18 protein-coding genes are annotated in these 19,324 nt (G+C 75.2%); 11 read left to right on the top strand and 7 right to left on the bottom strand.

The genetic code is table 11. The features are described 5' to 3' along the window. Positions 1 to 74 precede the first annotated feature (74 nt). Entirely contained in the window at positions 75 to 977 is a 903-nt protein-coding gene (locus KJP73_RS00355; protein WP_213280734.1) for an ABC transporter permease, read from the bottom strand. After that, complete coding sequence (locus KJP73_RS00350; protein ID WP_213280733.1) at positions 974 to 1,999, bottom strand: ATP-binding cassette domain-containing protein; 1,026 nt, start codon at positions 1,997 to 1,999, stop codon at positions 974 to 976. The genes KJP73_RS00355 and KJP73_RS00350 overlap by 4 nt, the downstream gene beginning before the upstream one ends. Positions 2,000 to 2,072: 73 nt before the next feature. Here KJP73_RS00350 and KJP73_RS00345 point away from each other — a divergent pair, with 73 nt between their 5' ends. Next, positions 2,073 to 2,717: a PadR family transcriptional regulator gene (locus KJP73_RS00345; RefSeq protein ID WP_213280732.1), complete on the top strand. Its 645-nt coding sequence runs from the start codon at positions 2,073 to 2,075 to the stop codon at positions 2,715 to 2,717. 31 nt (positions 2,718 to 2,748) lie between these two features. Here the strand turns inward: KJP73_RS00345 and KJP73_RS00340 are convergent, their stop codons facing one another. From KJP73_RS00340 to KJP73_RS00330, 3 genes are all read right to left on the bottom strand, one after another. Then, positions 2,749 to 3,333 carry a YdeI/OmpD-associated family protein gene (locus KJP73_RS00340; protein WP_213280731.1) on the bottom strand — a complete coding sequence of 195 codons (585 nt, stop codon included), beginning with the start codon at positions 3,331 to 3,333 and terminating at the stop codon, positions 2,749 to 2,751. Between the two features lie 9 nt (positions 3,334 to 3,342). Further along, positions 3,343 to 4,866 carry an APC family permease gene (locus KJP73_RS00335; protein WP_249668954.1) on the bottom strand — a complete coding sequence of 508 codons (1,524 nt, stop codon included), beginning with the start codon at positions 4,864 to 4,866 and terminating at the stop codon, positions 3,343 to 3,345. Positions 4,867 to 4,973: 107 nt separating this feature from the next. After that, positions 4,974 to 5,438 (bottom strand): tRNA (cytidine(34)-2'-O)-methyltransferase, encoded by a 465-nt coding sequence (locus KJP73_RS00330; protein WP_213280729.1) that lies wholly within the window; start codon positions 5,436 to 5,438, stop codon positions 4,974 to 4,976. A gap of 117 nt (positions 5,439 to 5,555) precedes the next feature. On the opposite strand from KJP73_RS00330, the gene mgrA reads away from it, so the two are divergent. Together mgrA and KJP73_RS00320 are read left to right on the top strand one after the other, a co-directional pair. After that, entirely contained in the window at positions 5,556 to 6,596 is a 1,041-nt protein-coding gene (gene mgrA / locus KJP73_RS00325; protein ID WP_213280728.1) for an L-glyceraldehyde 3-phosphate reductase, read from the top strand. Then, positions 6,593 to 7,531, top strand: a complete 939-nt coding sequence (locus KJP73_RS00320; protein ID WP_213280727.1) for an alpha/beta fold hydrolase — start codon at positions 6,593 to 6,595, stop codon at positions 7,529 to 7,531. The genes mgrA and KJP73_RS00320 overlap by 4 nt, the downstream gene beginning before the upstream one ends. A 17-nt stretch (positions 7,532 to 7,548) precedes the next feature. On the opposite strand, the gene KJP73_RS00315 is transcribed toward KJP73_RS00320, so the two are convergent. Beyond that, on the bottom strand, positions 7,549 to 8,517 hold the full coding sequence (locus KJP73_RS00315; RefSeq protein WP_213280726.1) for an AEC family transporter: 969 nt from the start codon (positions 8,515 to 8,517) through the stop codon (positions 7,549 to 7,551). Next, positions 8,517 to 10,565 carry a DNA helicase RecQ gene (recQ, locus tag KJP73_RS00310; protein ID WP_433995133.1) on the bottom strand — a complete coding sequence of 683 codons (2,049 nt, stop codon included), beginning with the start codon at positions 10,563 to 10,565 and terminating at the stop codon, positions 8,517 to 8,519. Before recQ ends, KJP73_RS00315 begins: the two co-directional genes overlap by 1 nt. A 197-nt stretch (positions 10,566 to 10,762) precedes the next feature. On the opposite strand from recQ, the gene KJP73_RS00305 reads away from it, so the two are divergent. From KJP73_RS00305 to KJP73_RS00270, 8 genes are all read left to right on the top strand, one after another. Continuing rightward, a complete protein-coding gene (locus KJP73_RS00305) occupies positions 10,763 to 11,809 on the top strand; it encodes an iron-siderophore ABC transporter substrate-binding protein (RefSeq protein WP_213280725.1) in 1,047 nt (348 codons plus the stop codon). After that, entirely contained in the window at positions 11,802 to 12,794 is a 993-nt protein-coding gene (locus KJP73_RS00300; protein WP_213280724.1) for a FecCD family ABC transporter permease, read from the top strand. The genes KJP73_RS00305 and KJP73_RS00300 overlap by 8 nt, the downstream gene beginning before the upstream one ends. Continuing rightward, entirely contained in the window at positions 12,791 to 13,870 is a 1,080-nt protein-coding gene (locus KJP73_RS00295) for a FecCD family ABC transporter permease (protein ID WP_249668953.1), read from the top strand. Before KJP73_RS00300 ends, KJP73_RS00295 begins: the two co-directional genes overlap by 4 nt. Then, on the top strand, positions 13,867 to 14,691 hold the full coding sequence (locus tag KJP73_RS00290) for an ABC transporter ATP-binding protein (protein ID WP_249668952.1): 825 nt from the start codon (positions 13,867 to 13,869) through the stop codon (positions 14,689 to 14,691). The genes KJP73_RS00295 and KJP73_RS00290 overlap by 4 nt, the downstream gene beginning before the upstream one ends. A gap of 434 nt (positions 14,692 to 15,125) precedes the next feature. Beyond that, entirely contained in the window at positions 15,126 to 16,523 is a 1,398-nt protein-coding gene (mgtE, locus tag KJP73_RS00285; protein ID WP_213280722.1) for a magnesium transporter, read from the top strand. 31 nt (positions 16,524 to 16,554) lie between these two features. Continuing rightward, positions 16,555 to 17,343, top strand: coding sequence for an IclR family transcriptional regulator (locus KJP73_RS00280; RefSeq protein WP_249668951.1), 789 nt, complete (start codon positions 16,555 to 16,557; stop codon positions 17,341 to 17,343). 170 nt (positions 17,344 to 17,513) lie between these two features. Next, positions 17,514 to 18,167 (top strand): bifunctional 4-hydroxy-2-oxoglutarate aldolase/2-dehydro-3-deoxy-phosphogluconate aldolase, encoded by a 654-nt coding sequence (gene eda / locus KJP73_RS00275; protein ID WP_213280721.1) that lies wholly within the window; start codon positions 17,514 to 17,516, stop codon positions 18,165 to 18,167. Positions 18,168 to 18,209: 42 nt separating this feature from the next. Further along, on the top strand, positions 18,210 to 19,310 hold the full coding sequence (locus tag KJP73_RS00270) for a sugar kinase (protein ID WP_213280720.1): 1,101 nt from the start codon (positions 18,210 to 18,212) through the stop codon (positions 19,308 to 19,310). The last annotated feature ends 14 nt before the right edge of the window (positions 19,311 to 19,324 follow it).

Raw genomic sequence — 19,324 nt, 5'->3', positions numbered from 1 at the left:
CCACCGTAACCGCGCCGGGCGGGCGGGTGTGCGGGCGGACGACCAGCCGGCCCGGCCCGCCCGGCGTGCGGCGGTCAGCGCGCGTAGCGCCGCATCGTCAGGGGTCCGAACACCAGCACGAGCGCGGCGCTCCAGCCCAGCACGGTGAGGACCTCGCTGCCGACGGGCACGTCGTTCATCAGCCCGCGCACCGACGTCACCAGGTCCGAGATCGGGTTGACCTCGACGAAGGCCTGCAGCCAGCTCGGCATGGTGGAGGGGTCGACGAAGATGTTCGACCCGAACGTCAGCGGCGTGATCACCATCATCGACACGCCCATGACCGCGTTCGGGGTGCGCAGCACCAGGGCGAGGAACGTCCAGATCCAGCCGAACGAGAACGCGAACAGCAGCAGCAGGGCCACGCCGGCCACCACGCCGCCCGGGCCGCCGGCCGGCCGGAACCCGATGACCAGGCCGAGCGCGAGCACGACGGTCGACGCGATCGTGAACCGGACGGCGTCGCCCAGCAGCATCCCGACCAGCGCCGACGGCCGCCAGATCGGCAGGGACCGGAACCGGTCGAACACGCCCTTCTCGATGTCGGTGTTCAGCGTGACGCCGGTGTACATCGTGATCATGATGACGCCCTGCACCAGGATCCCGGGGAGCAGGAACTGGATGTAGTCGTCGACGCTGCCGGCGATCGCGCCGCCGAACAGGTACGTGAACAGCAGCGTGATCATCACCGGGAACACGGTGACGTCGAACAGCTGCTCGGGCACGTGCTTGATCTTCAGCAGCGCGCGCCAGCCGAACGTCAGCGACGTGGTCAGGCCGCTGGGCCGCTCCGGCCGGGTGCCCGACGCGAGGACGCCGCGGACGGCGGCGACGGCGTCGGCGGTCGACGCGGTGCTGGCCGGGGTCCCCGACGCGGTGCTGGTCGTGGTGCCGGTCGTGGTGCCGGCCGTCGCGGACCGGGTGTCGTCGATGCTCATGCCGCCCCCTGCGTCGTCTGCGTCGTCTGCGTCGTCTGCGTCGTCTGCGTCGTGCCGGCGTCGTCGGACCCGGCGCCGTCGGTGCTCTCGGCCGGGTGGCCGGTCAGGGCCAGGAACACCTCGTCGAGGCTCGGCTGCCCCAGGGAGAACTGCGCGACCGGGATGTCGGTGGCCTCCAGCGCCGCGATGCCCCGCATGGCCGGCGCGGACGAGTCGACGGTCGCGGTCAGGGCCGACGGGTCCGGGTCGTCCGTCACGTCGGTGCCGAGCGCGCGCTCCAGGACCGCGCGGGCGCGGGGGCGGTCGTCGGGGTTGATCAGCCGGACGTGCAGGGCGCTGGCCCCGACCGACCCCTTCAGCTGCCCGGGCGTCCCCTCGGCGATCACCCGGCCGGAGTCGATGACGGAGATCCGGTCGGCGAGCTGGTCCGCCTCGTCCAGGTACTGCGTCGTCAGCAGCACGGTGGTCCCCGACGACACCATCGCGCGGACGATGTCCCACACCTGGTTCCGGCTCCGCGGGTCGAGCCCGGTGGTCGGCTCGTCGAGGAAGATGAGCTCGGGCGTGACGACGATGCTCGCGGCGATGTCGATGCGCCGCCGCATGCCGCCGGAGAACTTCTTGACCTGCCGGTCCGCGGCGTCGGCCAGCCCGAACGCGTCCAGCAGCTCGTCGGCCCGGGTCCGGGCGGCGGCGCGCGAGTATCCGTGCAGCCGGGACACCAGGACCAGGTTCTCCACGCCGGTGAGGTCCTCGTCGACGGAGGCGAACTGGCCGGTGAGCGCCACCTTGCTGCGCACCGCCTCCGCCTCGTGCACGACGTCGTGGCCGAGGACGCGGGCGGTCCCGGCATCGGGGCGCAGCAGCGTCGCCAGCATCCGGATGGTGGTGGTCTTGCCGGCGCCGTTGGGCCCGAGGAACCCGTGCACGCCGCCCGCGGCCACCTGGAGGTCGATCCCGTCCACGGCACGGGTGTCCTTGAAGAGCTTGACCAGCCCCTCGGTCTCGATCGCGGTCGTCATGCGTGCACCCCTCGTCCGGCTCGGTGGCTATTCCTTTTAGGAACAGGGTCGAGACCAGCGTAGGTTGGCGCCTGTGACGACGGCAATGGGTTTCCCCGGTGGATCTGCGGAGCGGCCGGGGTCCGGCACCCTCACGCCGACGGGGTACGCGCTGCTCGGCCTGCTCATGTTCGCGGGCCGCACCGACACGGCGGTCACGGCCTACGAGCTCAAGCAGCGCGCGGACCGGACGCTGCGCTACTACTGGGTCGCGCCGGCGATGAGCCAGGTGTACTCCGAGGTCACGCGGCTGGTCGCCGCGGGTCTCGTGGCCGCCGTGCACGAGGACGAGCCGGACGGGGCGGCTCCCGCCGGGCGGCGCACCACCCGGTACGTCATCACCGACGACGGCGAGCGGGTGCTGCGCGACTGGCTCACCGGCACGCCCGCGGACTTCCCGGTGCTCAAGCACCCGGTCGCCCTGCGGCTGCTCATGGGCCACCTGAGCGACCCGGAGACCGTCCGCACGATGCTCGACGACTACGTGACGGCGCTCGCGGAGCACCGGCGGGACCTCGCGGCGGTCCGGGAGATGCTGGGGGACCGCGAGGAGGTCCGGTACCCGGCGATGGTGGCCGACTGGGGCCTGGCGTACTACGACGCGGAGGCGCGGATCGTCGCGGACCTGCGCGAGCGCGTCGGAGACGCCGAGCGGCCCGCGGACCCGTCCGGGGCCTGAGGCGCCGTCACCGCGGCTCCCGTCACCGTCCTCACCGCCGGGCGGGCACGCCCTCCGCGGCCGACCGGGCCGCCTCGGCCACCCGCGCGGCCCGGGTCTCCGGCCGCCGCGCGTCCACGAGCCAGCGCAGCACCGCCTTGCGGGCGCCCGGCCGGAACGCGTCCCAGTGCGCCCGCGCCCCGGGCAGCGCGTCGAGCGCCGCAGCGAGGTCGTCCGGCTCCACGAGGGCCTCGACGTCGTCCAGCAGCGTCCACGACCCGTCCGCCTGCGCCGCCGCGACGGCCGCCGCCCCGGTGGGCTGCATGCGCCCGGAGGCCTCCAGGCGCGCGACCCGCTCCTTGCTCAGGCGCGACCAGACGCTCCCCGGCCGGCGCGGGGTGAACCACAGCATCGTGACCTCGTCGTCCGGCGACCACGCCTGCCCGTCGATCCAGCCGACGGCCAGCGCCTCGGCCACGAGCTCCTCGTAGCCGAACGTCGGCCGGCCGGTCGCGGGCTTCCACCGGGCCAGCCACACGCCGTCGGACGTCGCGTGGTGCGCGGCGAGCCAGTCGCGCCACTGCTCCGGGGTCTCGGCGTGGAACCGCGGGGCGTCCGCGAGCCGGCCGGTCGGCACGTCGGGGCCTCAGTGACCGCCGGCGGGGGCGGGCAGCTCGTCCGCCGGGTCCGGCGCCTCCCCGCGGCCGATGCGCGAGTGCCGGTAGGAGTAGACGGCGTAGATGATCATGCCGACGGCGAGCCAGGCGGCGAACCGCAGCCAGGTCAGGGTGGTGAGGTTGGACATCAGCCACAGGCAGGCGACGCCCGAGATGATCGGCAGCGCGGGCGACCACGGCACCTTGAACCCGCGCGTCAGGTCGGGGCGGGTGCGGCGCAGGATCGGGATGCCGAAGCTGACCAGCACGAACGCCGACAGCGTGCCGATGTTGATCATCTCCTCCAGCAGCTCGACCTTCGACAGCCCCGCGATCAGCGCCACCACGATGCCGGTGCCGACCTGCAGGCGGATCGGCGTCTTGTACTTGGCCGACGTGCGGGACAGGCCGCGGGGGAGGAGCCCGTCGCGGCTCATCGCGAACACGATCCGCGTGAGTCCGAGCAGCAGCACCATGATCACCGAGGTCAGGCCGATGAGGATGCCCACCGAGATGACCTTGCCCGCCCAGTCGGCGCCGACCAGCACGAACGCGGTGGTCAGGGACGGGGACTCGGACGCCGCGAGGTCGGTGTAGGACACCATGCCGGTGACCACCACGGTGACCAGGATGTAGAGCACGGTGACGATCGCCAGGCCGCCGAGGATGCCGCGGGGCACCGCGCGCTGCGGGTTCTTGGTCTCCTCGGCCGTGGTGGCGACGACGTCGAAGCCGATGAACGCGAAGAACACGAGCGCCGCGCCGGACAGCAGGCCCATGACGCCGTAGGTCGACGGCTCGAAGCCCGACAGGAACGCGAACAGCGGCTGGTGCAGGCCCGAGGCGGACTCGGCGGGCTGCGACGGCGGGATGAACGGCGAGTAGTTCTCGGCGCGCACGTAGAAGAACCCGGCGACGATGACGAACAGCGTGATGCCGACCTTGATGATCGTGAACACGCTGTTCACGCGGGTGCTCAGCTTGGTGCCGACGGCGAGCAGCGTCGTGAAGACCCCGACCACGAGCACGGGGCCCCACTCCAGGTCGACCGGGCCGAGCTCGATCGTCGTGGGCAGGTCGACGCCGAACAGGCCGAACGCGTCGGACAGGTACACGCCCCAGAACTTCGCGATCACGGCGGCCGCGAGCAGCATCTCGAGGATGAGGTCCCAGCCGATGATCCACGCGACGAGCTCACCGGCGGTGGCGTAGGAGAACGTGTACGCGGACCCGGCGACCGGCAGGGTCGACGCGAACTCGGCGTAGCACATGATCGCCAGCGCGCAGACGACGGAGGCGATGAGGAACGAGACGATCACGCCGGGGCCGGCGTAGTTGGCGGCTGCCGTCGCGCCGACGGAGAAGATGCCCGCGCCGACCGCGACCGCCACGCCGAGCACCGCGAGGTCCCACGCGGTCAGGTCCCGGCGGAGCGACCGGTCCGGGTCGTCGGTCGTGGCGAGCGCGTGCTCGACGGACTTGCGGCGCAGGACGCTGCGGTTCGAGATGGGCACCGGGGGGCTCCTCGGTCGGCTGCTGTGGACGGGCCGCGTGAGCATGTCGGAGACCGCGCTGCTTCGCGCGCCGAGGTCCGACACGTGAGACCCGATCGGGCGACTTGTCAGATACCGCCTGGGAAGCCTAGCTGCCGCCACGCCTCGTAGACAGCCGTGGCGGCCGCGTTGGTGAGGTTCAGCGAGCGGCGGCCGGGCAGCATGGGGATCCGCAGCCGCGCGGTCACGCCGGGGTGCTCCAGGGCCTCCGGCGGCAGCCCCGTCGGCTCCGGCCCGAACAGCAGCGCGTCCCCGTCCTGGTAGGACACGTCGGTGAACCGCTGCTCGGTGTGCGTGGTGAACGCGAACACCCGCGAGCCGGCCAGCGCCGTCATCGCCGCGTCGAGGTCCGGGTGCACGACGACGTGCGCGAGGTCGTGGTAGTCCAGGCCCGCCCGCTTGAGCCGCGGCTCGTCCATGACGAAGCCGAGCGGCTCGACCAGGTGCAGGGTCGCCCCGGTGGCGGCGGCCAGCCGGATGGCGTTGCCGGTGTTGCCGGGGATGCGGGGCTCGAAGAAGACGACGTGCAGCACCGGGCGATCCTCTCACCGGCACCGCCGGTGGGTGATGTCCCAGGTGGGCGTTAGCGTGGGCAGCTCACGACCCCGTGCGCTCCCGTGCGCTCCCGTGCACTGCCCGAGAGGACCTCGATGCTGACCATGCCCCCGTACCGCGCCGCGGACGACCGGTACGACCGCATGCCGTACCGCCGCACCGGCCGCAGCGGGCTCGACCTGCCCGCGCTGTCCCTGGGCCTGTGGCACAACTTCGGCGACGTGAACCCGATGGAGACCCAGCGCGCGGTCATCCGGCGGGCGTTCGACCTCGGCATCACGCACTTCGACCTGGCGAACAACTACGGCCCGCCGTACGGCTCCGCGGAGGCGAACTTCGGCCGGCACCTCGTCCAGGACCTCGGGCCGTACCGCGACGAGCTCGTCATCTCGTCCAAGGCGGGCTACGACATGTGGCCGGGCCCGTACGGCGACGGCGGCTCCCGCAAGTACCTGCTGTCGTCCCTCGACCAGTCCCTGACCCGGCTCGGGCTCGACTACGTCGACATCTTCTACTCGCACCGCCCGGACGAGTCCGTGCCGCTCGAGGAGACGATGGGCGCCCTGCACACCGCCGTGACGAGCGGCAAGGCGCTGTACGCCGGCATCTCGAACTACTCGCCGTCCCGCACCCGCGAGGCCGCGCGCATCCTCGCCGACCTCGGCACCCCGCTGCTGATCCACCAGCCCAGCTACTCGATGTTCAACCGGCACGTCGAGCAGGTCGCCGAGGGGGAGTCCGAGTCGCTGCTCGACGCCGTCGGGGACCTCGGCGTCGGGATGATCGTGTTCTCCCCGCTGCAGCAGGGCCTGCTGACCGGCCGCTACCTCTCCGGCGACGTCCCGGCCGGCTCCCGCGCGGCGACCAGCCGGTTCCTGTCGGCCGACGCGATCAGCGACACCTACCTGGCCCGGGCGCGGGCCCTGAACGCGATCGCGGAGGCGCGGGGCCAGTCCCTGGCGCAGCTCGCGCTCACGTGGGTGCTGCGCGACCAGCGCGTCACGTCCGCGATCATCGGCGCGTCGTCGGTCGCGCAGCTGGAGGACAACGTCGCCGCCCTCACCGCCGCGCCGCTCACGGACGAGGAGATCGCGGCGATCGAGCCGCACGCCGTCGACGGCACGGCACGCCGGTGAGCGTGCAGGTGCCGGTCGTGCTGCTGCACGGCCTCACCGACTCGGCCGCGTGCTGGCCGACCGTGCTGCACCGGTACGAGGAGACCGGGCGGACCGTCGTCGCGCTGAACGCCCGCGGCCACGGCGGGAGCACGCTGCCCGACGAGCCGTTCACGATCGCCGCCCTGGCCGCGGACGCCGCGCTGGCGCTCCGGTCGCTGGACCTCGGGCCCGCGCTGGTCGTCGGGCACTCCATGGGCGGGGTCACGGCGCAGGAGCTCGCGCTGGTCGCGCCGGAGCTCGTCGCGGGGCTGGTGCTGGAGGACCCGGCGTGGCACGACCGCGGGACGGTCGGCGCGGCGGACGACGACGGCACGGTGAACGACGACGGCACGGCGCACGACGACGGCACGGTGGTCGGGATCGCGACCGGTGTGGACGGTGGCCGGGAGCCGGTGGGCGGGCGTCCCGCGTGGCTCGCGCCCGCGATTTCGGAGGTCGCCGGGCGCACGGTCGAGCAGATCGCCGCCCGCGGCCGGATCGACAACCCCGGCTGGTCCGAGGCGGAGGTCCTGGGCTGGGCGGAGGCCAAGAGCCAGCTGGACCCGCGGCTCGCCGAGGTGCCGCACGACTGGGTGGGCCGCGACTGGGTCGAGGCGCTCGCCGGCGTCCGGGTGCCCGTCACCCTGCTCACCGCCGAGCCCGGGCGGGGCGTCGTCACGCCGCGGCAGGCCGCGCGGGCGGGCGAGGTCCTCGGCGCGGCGCCCGGCGGGCTGCTCACGCACGTGCCGGTGGCCGGGGCAGGGCACAACATCCGCCGGGAGGCGCTGGACGTGTACCTCGCGGCGCTCGACGCGGCCGTGACCGCCGCGGACGCCGCCGCCGCGGACGCCGCCGCCGCGGACGCCGCCGCCGCGGACGCCGCGGCCCCGGACGCCGCAGCGGGGTCCCGGTAGCGCGGCTGATCGGGGCGTCAGCCCAGCAGCGCGGCGATCACCAGCAGCGACGGGATCGCCAGCACCGTGGTCACCAGCCCGGCGTCGCGGGCCAGCGCGGTGCCCTGCCGGTACTGGATCGCGTAGACCAGCACGTTCTGGGCGGTCGGCAGCGCGGACACCACCGCGACCGCGAGCAGCGCCTCGCCGTGCAGCCCGAGCAGCGTGCCGAGCCCGATGGCCAGCGCCGGGTGCACCACGGAGCGGAGCACCGCCACGAGCGCCACGTCCCCGCGCGGCGCGGCCTCGGCCCCGACCCGGGGGACGGCGAGCGACATGCCGAACGTCAGCAGCGCGAGCGGCGGCGCGGCGGCACCGAGCAGCGCGAACGGCTGGAGCACGACGTCCGGCACGGTCCACGGCAGCGCGGCCAGGGCGATGCCGACGAGCGTGCCGATGATCACCGGGTTCCGCAGGGTGCGGCGCAGCACCGACCGCAGGGTGCCGAGCCGGGCGGCGGGGACCGGCTCGGCGACGGTCGCGTCCCCGACCGCCCGCGCGCGCCGGGTGCGGGCGTCGAGGACGACGAGCGCGAGCGGCCCGAGCACGAGCTGCTGGTACAGGGTCGGGGGCACCACGCTGACGATGCTGCCCAGCAGGTAGGCGGTCAGCGGGATGCCGATGTTGCCGGCGTTGACGTAGGACGACGCCAGGACGCCGACCACGAGGTCGCCCGCGGGCCGGCGGCGGACCAGCCCGAGCACCGCCGCGGCGACCAGCGCGACGACGGTCGTGGTGGCGAACGTGACGAGCGCGGACCGGGACACCAGGAGGCCGAGGTCGGCCCGCCCGAGGGTGTCGATGAGCAGCGCGGGCGTCGCGACGGTGAACGCGGTGGCCGCGAGGACCCGCTGCGCGCCGTCGCCGAGCGCACCGGTCCGCCCGACGAACCAGCCGGCGGCGACGACGACGGCGATCGTGCCGAGCGCGGACAGGACGGCGAGCATCAGGCGTCGGTGGCGCCCGCCGCCTCCACGTCGTCCTCGCCCGCCGGGCGGCCCTCGATCGTCGCGATGACCCCGGGGCCGTACCGGTCCAGCTTCGCCGCACCGACGCCGCTCACCTGTGACAGCGCGTCGAGGTCGGCGGGCCGGGCGACGGCGATGTCCCGGAGCGTCGCGTCGTGGAACACGACGTACGCGGGGACGCCCTGCTCCTTGGCCGCGGCGGCCCGCCAGGTGCGGAGCCGCTGGAACAGCGCCGCGGCGTCGTCCCCGAGCTCCGCGGCAGCGGCGGCCGCACCGGCGGCGCCCCCGCGGCGTCCACCGCCGGACGATCGCGAGCCGCGTGCCGAGCGGGTGGCGGTGTCGTGCCGCAGGGGGACGGGGTGCTCGCCCCGCAGCACGGCGGCGCTCGCCTCGGTCAGGCGCAGCGTCCCGTAGCCGTCGGAGTCGACGCCGAGCAGCCCCTGGGCGAGCAGCTGCCGCACGACGCCGCGCCACTGGGTGTCGGTCAGGTCGGACCCGATGCCGAACACCGGCAGCGACGCGTGCCCGAGCTGGTCGATCCGCGGGGTGTGCTTGCCGAGCAGGATGTCGACGAGGTGGCCGGCGCCGTAGTGCTGGCCGCGCTCGCGCTCGAGGCGGACGACGGTGGACAGCAGCTTCTGCGCCGGGACGGTGCCGTCCCAGGTCTGCGGCGGCGTGAGGCAGGTGTCGCAGTTGCCGCACGGCTCGGCGTCCTGCCCGAAGTACGCGAGCAGCTGCACGCGGCGGCAGCTGACGGTCTCGCAGAGCGCGAGCATCGCGTCGAGGTGCGCGGACAGCCGGCGGCGGTGGGCGGCGTCGCCGTCGGAGGTGTCGATCATCCGGCGCTGCTGCACGACGTCCTGCAGGCCGTACGCCAGCCACGCGGTCGACGGCTGCCCGTCGCGTCCGGCGCGGCCGGTCTCCTGGTAGTAGCCCTCGACGGACTTCGGGAGGTCGAGGTGCGCGACGAACCGCACGTCGGGCTTGTCGATGCCCATGCCGAACGCGATGGTCGCGACCATCACCAGGCCGTCCTCGCGCAGGAACCGGGACTGGTTGCGCGCGCGGACCTGCCGGTCGAGGCCGGCGTGGTAAGGCAGCGCGGTGATGCCCTGGGCGGAGAGGAACTCGGCGGTCTGCTCCACGGAGCTCCGGGACAGGCAGTAGACGATGCCGGAGTCGCCGGGGTGCTCGGTGCGCAGCAGGTCCAGCAGCTGCTGGCGCGGGCTGGCCTTCGGCACGATCCGGTACTGGATGTTCGGCCGGTCGAAGGACGCGACGAACTGCCGGGCGTCCGTGAGCTCCAGGCGCTGGGCGATCTCGGTGCGGGTGGCGTCGGTCGCGGTGGCGGTGAGCGCGATCCGGGGGACGCCGGGCCAGCGCTCGTGCAGCACCGACAGGCCCAGGTAGTCCGGCCGGAAGTCGTGCCCCCACTGCGACACGCAGTGCGCCTCGTCGATCGCGAACAGGCTGATGGCGCAGCGGTCGAGCAGCGCGAGGGTCTCCGGGACGCGCAGGCGCTCCGGCGCGAGGTAGAGCAGGTCCAGCTCGCCGTCGAGCAGGGCCCGCTCGACCGCCCGGCGCTGGGCGAGGTCCTGCGAGGAGTTGAGGAACCCGGCGCGCACCCCGAGGGCCGAGAGCGCGTCGACCTGGTCCTGCATGAGGGCGATCAGCGGCGAGACGACGACCCCGGTGCCCTCCCGGACGAGCGCGGGCACCTGGTAGCACAGCGACTTGCCGCCACCGGTGGGCATGAGCACGAGCGCGTCGCCGCCGGCGACGACGGTGTCGATGATCTCCGCCTGCTCGCCGCGGAACGCGTCGTAGCCCCAGACCTCGCGCAGCACGTCGACGGCGGGGCGGCCGGCGGTGGTGGAGTGCGCCGGGCGGGGGACGGGGCGCGGCTCGGCCGGGTCACCGGCGGCTGCGGCCGCGCGCGAGTACGCCGGCTCGTACGGCGGCTCGTCGGCCGGGTCGTACGGCGGCTCCTCGGGCAGCGGCCACTCGTCGTCCCATGCCTGCGTCACGCCGTCCAGCCTAGTGGCGGCAGGACGGCCCACCCCCGTCGTCCCCAGGGGCGTCGCGGCAGCCGGGCTTCTCCACCGCGCTGGCCGTGAGTAAGGTAAGGCGACGCTAACCTTGGCGCTCCGGGTGGATCCCCGCCCGGACGCCCGCGGCGGGCAGCCACGCTCCCGACCAGCGCCCCTGCACCGAAAGGCTCTCCATGCACCGGACCTCTGCGCGCTCCCTGCGCCGCCGCCCCGCGCTCGCCGTCACCCTCGTGGTCGGCGCCCTGGCCCTGACCGCCTGCGGCGGCTCGGACGACCCGGCCTCGGGCGACGCGAGCACCACGGCGTCCGGCGACTTCGAGCCCGTCACCATCGAGAGCGCCCTCGGCGAGGCGGTCATCGAGGAGCAGCCGGAGCGCGTCGTCACGCTCGGCCAGGGGTCCGCGGAGACGGCCATCGCACTCGGCGTGGTGCCGGTCGGCATCGAGGAGTACCCCTGGGGCAGCGACGAGACCGGGTACCTGCCCTGGATCCACGACGCCGTCGAGGACCTCGGCGCGGAGCTGCCGGTCCAGTTCACCGGCGGGGAGGAGATCGACGTCGACACGATCCTCGAGCTCGAGCCCGACGTGATCCTCGCCCCGTGGTCCGGCATCACCCAGGAGCAGTTCGACCTGCTGTCCGACATCGCCCCGACGGTCGCCTACCCCGACCTGCCGTGGAGCACCGACTGGGACCAGCAGATCGAGACGGTCGCCACGGCCCTCGGCCACGCGGACGAGGCGCAGGGCCTGATCGACGGCATCGAGCAGGAGTGGGCGGACGCCGCGGCGGAGCACCCGGAGTACGCCGACCTCACGTTCTCGTTCATCTACACGACCGGCCCCGGCACGCTCGGCGTCTTCCTGCCCGACGAGCAGCGCGTCGCCATGGTCCGCGGCCTCGGCCTGCAGGTCGACCCGGTCGTCGAGACGTTCGAGGAGACCGAGGGCACCGACTCCGCCGTCATCGGGCTGGAGAACGCGGACCAGCTGAAGGACTCCGACCTGGTCTTCACCTTCTACTCCAGCCCGGAGTCGAAGGAGGAGGTCGTCGCCCAGCCGCTGTACCAGTCGATCCCCGCGATCGCCCGGGACTCCGTCGTGGCGCCGTCCGACCAGCCGTTCGTGACCGGCTCCTCGATCATCACGCCGCTGACCGTGCCGTGGGCGATCGACGAGTACACCGCGCTGATCGACGAGGCCGTCGCGAAGCTTGGCTGACACCGGCAGGCGGACCGCCGCCCTCCTCGGCTGCACCCTGCTGCTGGTGGCGGTCTGCCTCGTCGGACTGGTGGCCGGCAGCAGGGTGACGTCGGTCGCCGACGTGCTGGCCGCGCTGCAGGGCCACGGCGACGAGTACGTCCGGACGGTCGTGGACAGCCGGATCCCGCGCACGCTGCTCGGCGTCGTCGTCGGCGCGGCGCTCGCGGTGTCCGGCGTCCTCATCCAGGGCATCACCCGCAACCCGCTCGGCGACCCGGGGCTGCTCGGCGTGCACGTCGGGGCGTCGGCCGCCGTGGTCACCGCGACGGCGTTCCTCGGCTTCGGCGGCGGGCGCGCGACCGTGTGGGTGGCCCTGCCCGGTGCGCTGCTCACCGTCCTGGTCGTGTACCTCGTCGGCGGGCGGCGCACCGAGGGCAGCGCGGTGCCGCTCGTGCTGACCGGGGCGGTGGTGTCCGCGGTGCTCGGCTCGTACATCCAGGGCGTCACGCTCCAGCGGCCGCAGGTCTTCGACTCCTACAGGTACTGGGTGGTCGGCTCGCTCGCCGGACGGGACCTGTCGGCGCTCGCGGACGTGGCGCCGTTCGTGGTCGCCGGCCTGCTGCTCGCGGCCGTGCTCGCGTCCGGCCTCAACGTGCTCGCGCTCGGCGAGGCCACGGCCACCGCGCTCGGCGCCCGCACGGCGTGGGTGCGCGGCGGCGGCATCCTCGCGGCGGCGGTGCTGAGCGCCGCCGCGACCGCGGCCATCGGGCCGGTCGTGTTCGTCGGCCTGGCGGTGCCGCACGTGGTGCGCGCGGTGGCCGGTGCCGACCACCGGTGGCAGCTGCCGTTCGCGGTGGTGCTCGGCGGCGTGCTGCTGGTGGGGTCCGACATCGTCGGCCGGGTGGTCGCGCGTCCCGAGGAGCTCATGGTCGGCGTCGTCACCGCGTTCGTCGGCGCGCCGTTCCTGCTGCACGCCGTCCGGCGCGCGCGGGTGGGCGCGTGACCGCGGCGCCCCCGGTGACCCGGGCCCCCGCGCCGCCGGCCGGCCGGCCCGCCCGGGTGCTGCGCGTGGGGCGCGTGCTCGCGCTGCCCGTCGACCCGCGCGCGCTCGTCTGGGGCGGCGTGCTCGTGCTCGCCCTGCTGGCGGCCGGCGTGGCCACGCTCACCCTCGGCCGGCTCGGCATCCCGCTCGCCGACCTGCCCGGGACGCTGCTGCACGACCCCGGCGGCAAGGCCGGCTTCGTGCTGCACCGGCTTCGCGGGCCGCGGCTCGTCGTCTCCGCCGGCGTCGGCGCCGCGCTCGGGCTCTCCGGGGCCCTGTTCCAGACGGTGACGCGGAACCCGCTCGGCAGCCCGGACGTCATCGGGCTCGGTGCCGGCGCGGGCGCCGGGGCCGCGCTCGCCGCGCTGCTCTGGCCGGGCGTCGTCCCGGTCCCGCTCGGGGCGCTCGCCGGCGCGGGCGTGGCCATGCTGCTGGTCGCGCTGGCCACCGGCACGGGTTTCGGCTCGCCCGGCCGGGTCATCGTCGCGGGGATCGGCGTGGCCGCGATGGCGAGCGCCGTGACGCAGTACGTGGTCTCGACAGTGCTGCGGGACCAGGCCGCGCAGCTCGCGGCGTACCTCACCGGGTCGGTCGCCGCGGCGTCGTGGGCCGACGCGCGGCTGATCGGGCTCGCGCTGCTGGTGGTCCTGCCGCTCGCCCTGGTGCTGTCGGACCGGCTCCGGCTGATCGAGATGGGCGACGAGCTCGCCGACACGCTCGGCGGGCAGGCGCGGCGCACCCGCGCGCTCGCGATCGTGGTGGCGGTGCTCGCCGCCGCGGCGGCCGCCACCGTCGCCGGGCCGATCGCCTTCGTCGCGCTGACCGCGCCCCAGGTCGCGCGCCGGCTCACCGGCTCGGCCGGGGCCGGGGTCCTCGCGGCGGCGGTCACCGGCGCGCTGATCATGGTGGTCGCCGACCTGGTGGTGCAGCAGGCGCCCTGGGCGGACGGGCTGCCTGTCGGCATCCTCACCGGCGCGGTCGGTGGGGCGTACCTCGGGTTCCTGCTCCTGGCGGAGTGGCGGAAGGGACGGATGTGACGACGACGGCGACCGACGCGGGGACGACGACGGCGGGCCTGGCGGCGCGGGGGCTGACCCTGGCGTACGACCGGCTCGTCGTGGCGCGGGACCTGGACCTCGACGTGCCGACCGGGGGGTTCACGGCGATCGTCGGGCCCAACGGCTGCGGCAAGTCGACGCTCCTCAAGGCGCTCGCCCGCACGCACCGGCCGGACGCGGGCGAGGTGCTGCTGGACGGACGGCCGATCGGCACGTACCGCAGCAAGGAGGTCGCCCGCCGCCTCGCGTTCCTGCCGCAGTCGCCCGTCGCGCCCGACCAGGTGCGGGTGCGCGACCTCGTCGGCCGCGGCCGGCACCCGTACCACTCCGTGCTGCGGCAGTGGCGCCCGGAGGACGCCGGCATCGTGGACGCCGCCCTCGCCGCCACCGGGGTCGCGGACCTCGCGGACCGGCCCGTCGCCGACCTGTCCGGCGGGCAGCGGCAGCGGGTCTGGCTCGCGCTCGTCCTCGCGCAGGACACGCGGTACGTGCTGCTGGACGAGCCGACGACGTTCCTGGACATCGCGAACCAGGTCGACCTGCTGGACCTGTGCCAGGACCTGCACCACGACGGCCGCACGGTCGTCGCGGTGCTGCACGACCTCAACCAGGCCGCCCGGTACGCGACGCACCTCGTGGTCATGCGCGACGGCGCGGTCGTGGCGCAGGGGGAGCCCGCCGCGGTGATCACCGCCGGGCTCGTGCAGGACGTCTTCGGCCTCGCGTGCGAGATCGTGCCCGATCCCCAGGCCGGCACGCCGCTGGTGGTGCCGCTCGCCCGGACCTCGCGCCGGGGCTGACGGGGACGGGTTGGCAGGCTCCCGGCCGGAGTCTAGGGTTCGGGGCGGGCCGGCCGGCCCGCCCGCACGACGGCGAGGAGGTGGACGCGATGGACGACACCGCGAGCAGTCGGCATCCGTCGACGCCCGTCGTGCTGCGCGCGCAGGCCTGAGCCGCCCTCGAGGGCCGCCGGCTCCTGCCGCGCAGGTCGACGGGCGTCGACGGAGCACCCGCGCCGCCACCGCGCGGCGCCCTCACCCGTCACCGGCCCCCGTCATCGACGACGCGCCGTGACGTCCGCCGTGCCACCGCCCACCGGTGTCCCGTGCCGTGCCGCCGATGGCGCGCCGCCCCGCAGCAGCGGGCCGCCGCGCCGATGACGGTGCCGCACCGGGTCCCGGCCGCGGTGCGCCGGGACGCCGCGTCGCGTGGCCCGCCCCGTCAGGAGCTCGTCATGAACCTGCCCACCCCCGTCCTGCACGCGCGCCGCCCGGCGCCCGCCCTCGACCTGCACGACGTCGTCGCCGTCGGCACCCGGCGCGCCGTGGAGCTCTGGCTCGCGTCGACCACCGACCGCCGCGCCCGCGCCGACCAGGTCGCCGACCTGTCCGACGCGCAGGTCCGCGACCTCGTCCGGCTGCTCGACCCGGCGACCGCCGCCGACCTGCTGGGCTCCCTCGACCCGCACGCCGCCGCCGAGGTGCTGCTCGTGGTCCCCGCCGCGGTCGGTGCCGGGCTGGTGGACAGCCTCGGCGCCGACGAGGCGGCCGAGGTGCTGCGGGTGCTGCCCGACGACGTGCGCGGCCGGCTGCTCGGGGCCATGCGCGTGGCCCGGTCCGCCGTCGTGCGGGGGCTCCTCGCGTGGCCGGCGGGGGCGGCCGCCGCGTGGATGAACCCGGAGGTCGTGACCGTCCGCCCGACCATGACGGTGCGGGAGGCCGTCGACTCCCTGCGGGCGCAGCCCGACGCGACGGCCCGCAGCGGCGAGGTGTACGTGACGACCGCCCCGGCCGACGCCGCCGGTGCCGCCCTGCTCGGCGTCGTGTCGTTCCGCGACCTGGTGCTCGCCGCGCCCGGCGTGCTCGTCGCGGACCTGATGCGGGAGGACCTCGTCGCCGTCGAGCCCACCGCGGACCGGGAGCACGCCGCCCGGCTGCTGCACGGGCACCGGCTGCCCGCGCTGCCCGTCGTGGACGAGGGGCGGCTGCTCGGCGTGCTCACCCCGGACGACGTCGCCGAGATCGTCGAGCAGGAGGCGACCGAGGACGCCGTCCGGCAGGGCGGGGCGGAGCCGCTGGACGTGCCGTACCTGCGGGCCTCGCCGTTCCTGCTGTGGCGCAAGCGGATCGTGTGGATGCTCGTGCTGTTCGTCGCGTCGATGATCACGGGCAGCGTGCTGGAGGCGTACGAGGACGAGCTGGCGACGGTCCTGGCCCTCAGCTTCTTCGTGCCGCTGCTCATCGGGGCGGGCGGGAACGCCGGCACCCAGATCACGGCGACGGTGATCCGCGCGATGGCGACCGGCAGCGTCCGGCTGCGGGACGCGGGCCGGGTGGTGCGCAAGGAGCTCACCACCGGCGTGATGGTCGCGGTGACGATCGCCGGGGCCGGCTGGCTGCGCGCGTGGTGGCAGGGCGTCGGGGGCGAGGTCGCGCTGACCGTCGCGGTCTCCGCCGCGGCGATCATCGTGTGGTCCTCGCTGATCGCGTCGGTGCTGCCCCTGGTCCTGCGCCGCGTGGGGGTCGACCCGGCGGTCGGCTCGGGCCCGCTCATCACGACGCTGGTCGACGGCACCGGGCTGATCATCTACTTCTCGGTCGCGCGGGTCCTGATCACGGCGCTGGGCGGCTGAGGCACCCGCGCCGAGACCCTAGGGTGGGCGCGTGCAGGACGAGACGGACGACCGGGTGGCCGGCGCGACGCCGCCGGTGGAGGGCGTCGACCGGGCCCTGCGCGTGCTCGAGGTCGTCGCGGCCTCGGGTCCCGCGGGGGCGGCGCTCGCCGACCTGTCCGCGGCGCTCGGCGTGCACAAGACGACCGTGCACCGCTCGCTCGCGGCCCTCCGGCACCGGGACTACGTGGCCCAGGACCCCGGGACGGGGCGGTACGCGCTCGGTCCCGCGGCCCTGCGGCTCGCCGACCGGTACCTCGCGGAGGAGGACCTGCCCGCCCGGCTGCACGGCGCGCTGGTCGCGGTGTGCGCCGCCACGGACGAGCTCGTGCACCTCGGCGTCCTCAGCGGCGTGCAGGTGGTCTACCTGGACAAGGTGGAGCCGGAGCGCGCCGTGCGGGTGTGGTCCGCGGTCGGCCGCCGCAACTGGGCGGCGACCACGGCCCTCGGTCGCGCGATGCTCGCGTTCGCCGGGACCACCCGCGCCGCCCTCGACGGGTACGTGCAGGCGGTCGAGCCGGCCGGGCGGGTGGCCCTGGACCACGTCGCCACGGAGCTCGACCGGGCGCGCGAGCGCGGCTACGCCGTCGAGGTGCAGGAGAACGAGCCCGGGATCGCCTGCCTCGCCGTGCCGCTGCTGCGCGGCGGCCGGCCCGCGGCGGCGCTGAGCATCACCGCCCCCGCGGACCGGATGGACCCCGACCGCATGGCCGCCCTGCACGCCGACGTGCTGCGCGTCCTGCCGCCCCTGCTGCCGGACGGCCTCGCCCTCCCGGCCTGACGCACCGCCGCGTCCGACGCGCGCGCCCCCGGGGCGTGCGCGCCGTCGGCATGCGCGCCGTCGTCGTGCGCGTCCTCGTCGTGCGCCGACGTTGATCCGCGGGCGGTGCTGTGCCACGATGCGTTGCGGAGAGCGCAGCACTCGTTGCGCACAGCGCAACGGAGGATCGCATGACCGACGTCCTGACCCAGCTCGCCGCGCACCGGCTCGTCCCCGTGGTCGTCCTCGACGAGGCGCGCGACGCCGGCCCCCTGGCCCAGGCGCTCGTCGCCGGCGGGCTGCCCGTCGCCGAGGTCACGTTCCGCACCGCGGCGGCACCCGACGCGATCCGCGCGATGGCGGACCGCGGGGACGTGCTCGTCGGCGCGGGCACCGTGGTCACGCCCGAGCAGGTCGACGCGGCCGTCGCCGCCGGGGCCCGGTACCTCGTGTCGCCCGGGACCTCCCGGGCCGTGGTCGAGCGGGCCCAGGAGCACGGCGTGCCCGTCCTGCCCGGGGCCGTCACGGCGACCGAGGTGCAGGCCGCGCTCGACCTGGGACTGCGCACCGTGAAGTTCTTCCCCGCCGGCACGTCCGGCGGGAGCGGGGCGATCGCGGCGCTCGCGGCCCCGTTCGGCGGCGTCGGCTTCGTCCCCACCGGCGGCGTCGGCCCGTCGAACCTGCACGAGTACCTCGCCCTGCCGTGCGTCGCGGCGGTCGGCGGCTCGTGGATGGTCCCGCGCGACCGCGTCCTGGCGGGCGACCTGGACGGGGTGCAGGCGCTGGTCGCCGACGCCGTCGCGCTCGCCACCCGCCTGCGCCCGGACGTGCTCACCCCGGCCTGACCCGCCGCCCGACCCCCCACCCCCCGCCTGGAAGAGGAACCCGTGTCCCTGCAGATCCGCCCCGCCGCCGATGTCCGCTACGACGCCGTCTCGCTCGGCGAGGTCATGCTCCGCCTCGACCCGGGGGAGGGGCGGATCCGCACCGCCCGCCAGCTCCGGGTCTCCGAGGGCGGCGGCGAGTACAACGTCAGCCGTGGCCTGCGCCGCGCGTTCGGGCTGCGGGCCGCGGTGGTGACCGCGCTGGCGGACAACGAGATCGGCCGGCTGGTGGAGGACCTCGTGCTCCAGGGCGGCGTCGACACGTCGCTCATCCGGTGGGTGCCGTACGACGGCATCGGCCGCGAGGCGCGCAACGGCCTGAACTTCACCGAGCGCGGGTTCGGCGTGCGGGGCGCGGTCGGCGTCTCGGACCGGGGCCACACCGCGGTGAGCCGGCTCGCCCCCGGGGACGTCGACTGGGACCACCTGTTCGGCGAGCTCGGCGTCCGCTGGCTGCACACCGGCGGCATCTTCGCGGCCCTGTCCGACACGGCTGCCGCGACGACGCTGGCGGCGGTCACCGCCGCGAAGCGGCACGGCACGGTCGTCTCGTACGACCTGAACTACCGGCCCAGCCTGTGGCGCTCGGTCGGCGGGCAGGCCCGCGCGCAGGAGGTCAACCGCGAGATCGCGCGCCACGTGGACGTGATGATCGGCAACGAGGAGGACTTCACCGCGGCGCTCGGGTTCGCCGTCGAGGGGGTGGACGAGAACATCTCCTCGATCGAGGTCGACTCGTTCGCCCGGATGATCGACCGCGTCGCGGGGGAGTTCGACAACTTCCAGGTCATCGCGACCACCCTGCGCACGGTCCGCACCGCGACGGTCAACGACTGGGGCGCCATCGCCTGGTCGCGGGAGTCCGGGCTCGTCCAGGCCACCCACCGGCCGGGGCTGGAGATCCTGGACCGCGTGGGCGGCGGCGACTCGTTCGCCTCCGGGCTGATCTACGGCCTGCTCGACGGGCAGCCGCTGCAGACGGCCGTGGAGTACGGCGCGGCGCACGGCGCCCTGGCGATGACGACGCCGGGGGACACGACGATGGCGTCGAAGGCCGAGGTGCTCAAGCTCGCGGCGGGCGGCGGCGCGCGCGTCGACCGCTGACCCGCGCGGCCCGC

The sequence above is a fragment of the Cellulomonas hominis genome (assembly GCF_901521055.1).
GTDB lineage: Bacteria > Actinomycetota > Actinomycetes > Actinomycetales > Cellulomonadaceae > Cellulomonas > Cellulomonas endometrii.
The sequence above is the reverse complement of the archived record's forward strand: the minus strand, read 5'-3'. Positions and strand labels throughout refer to the sequence as shown.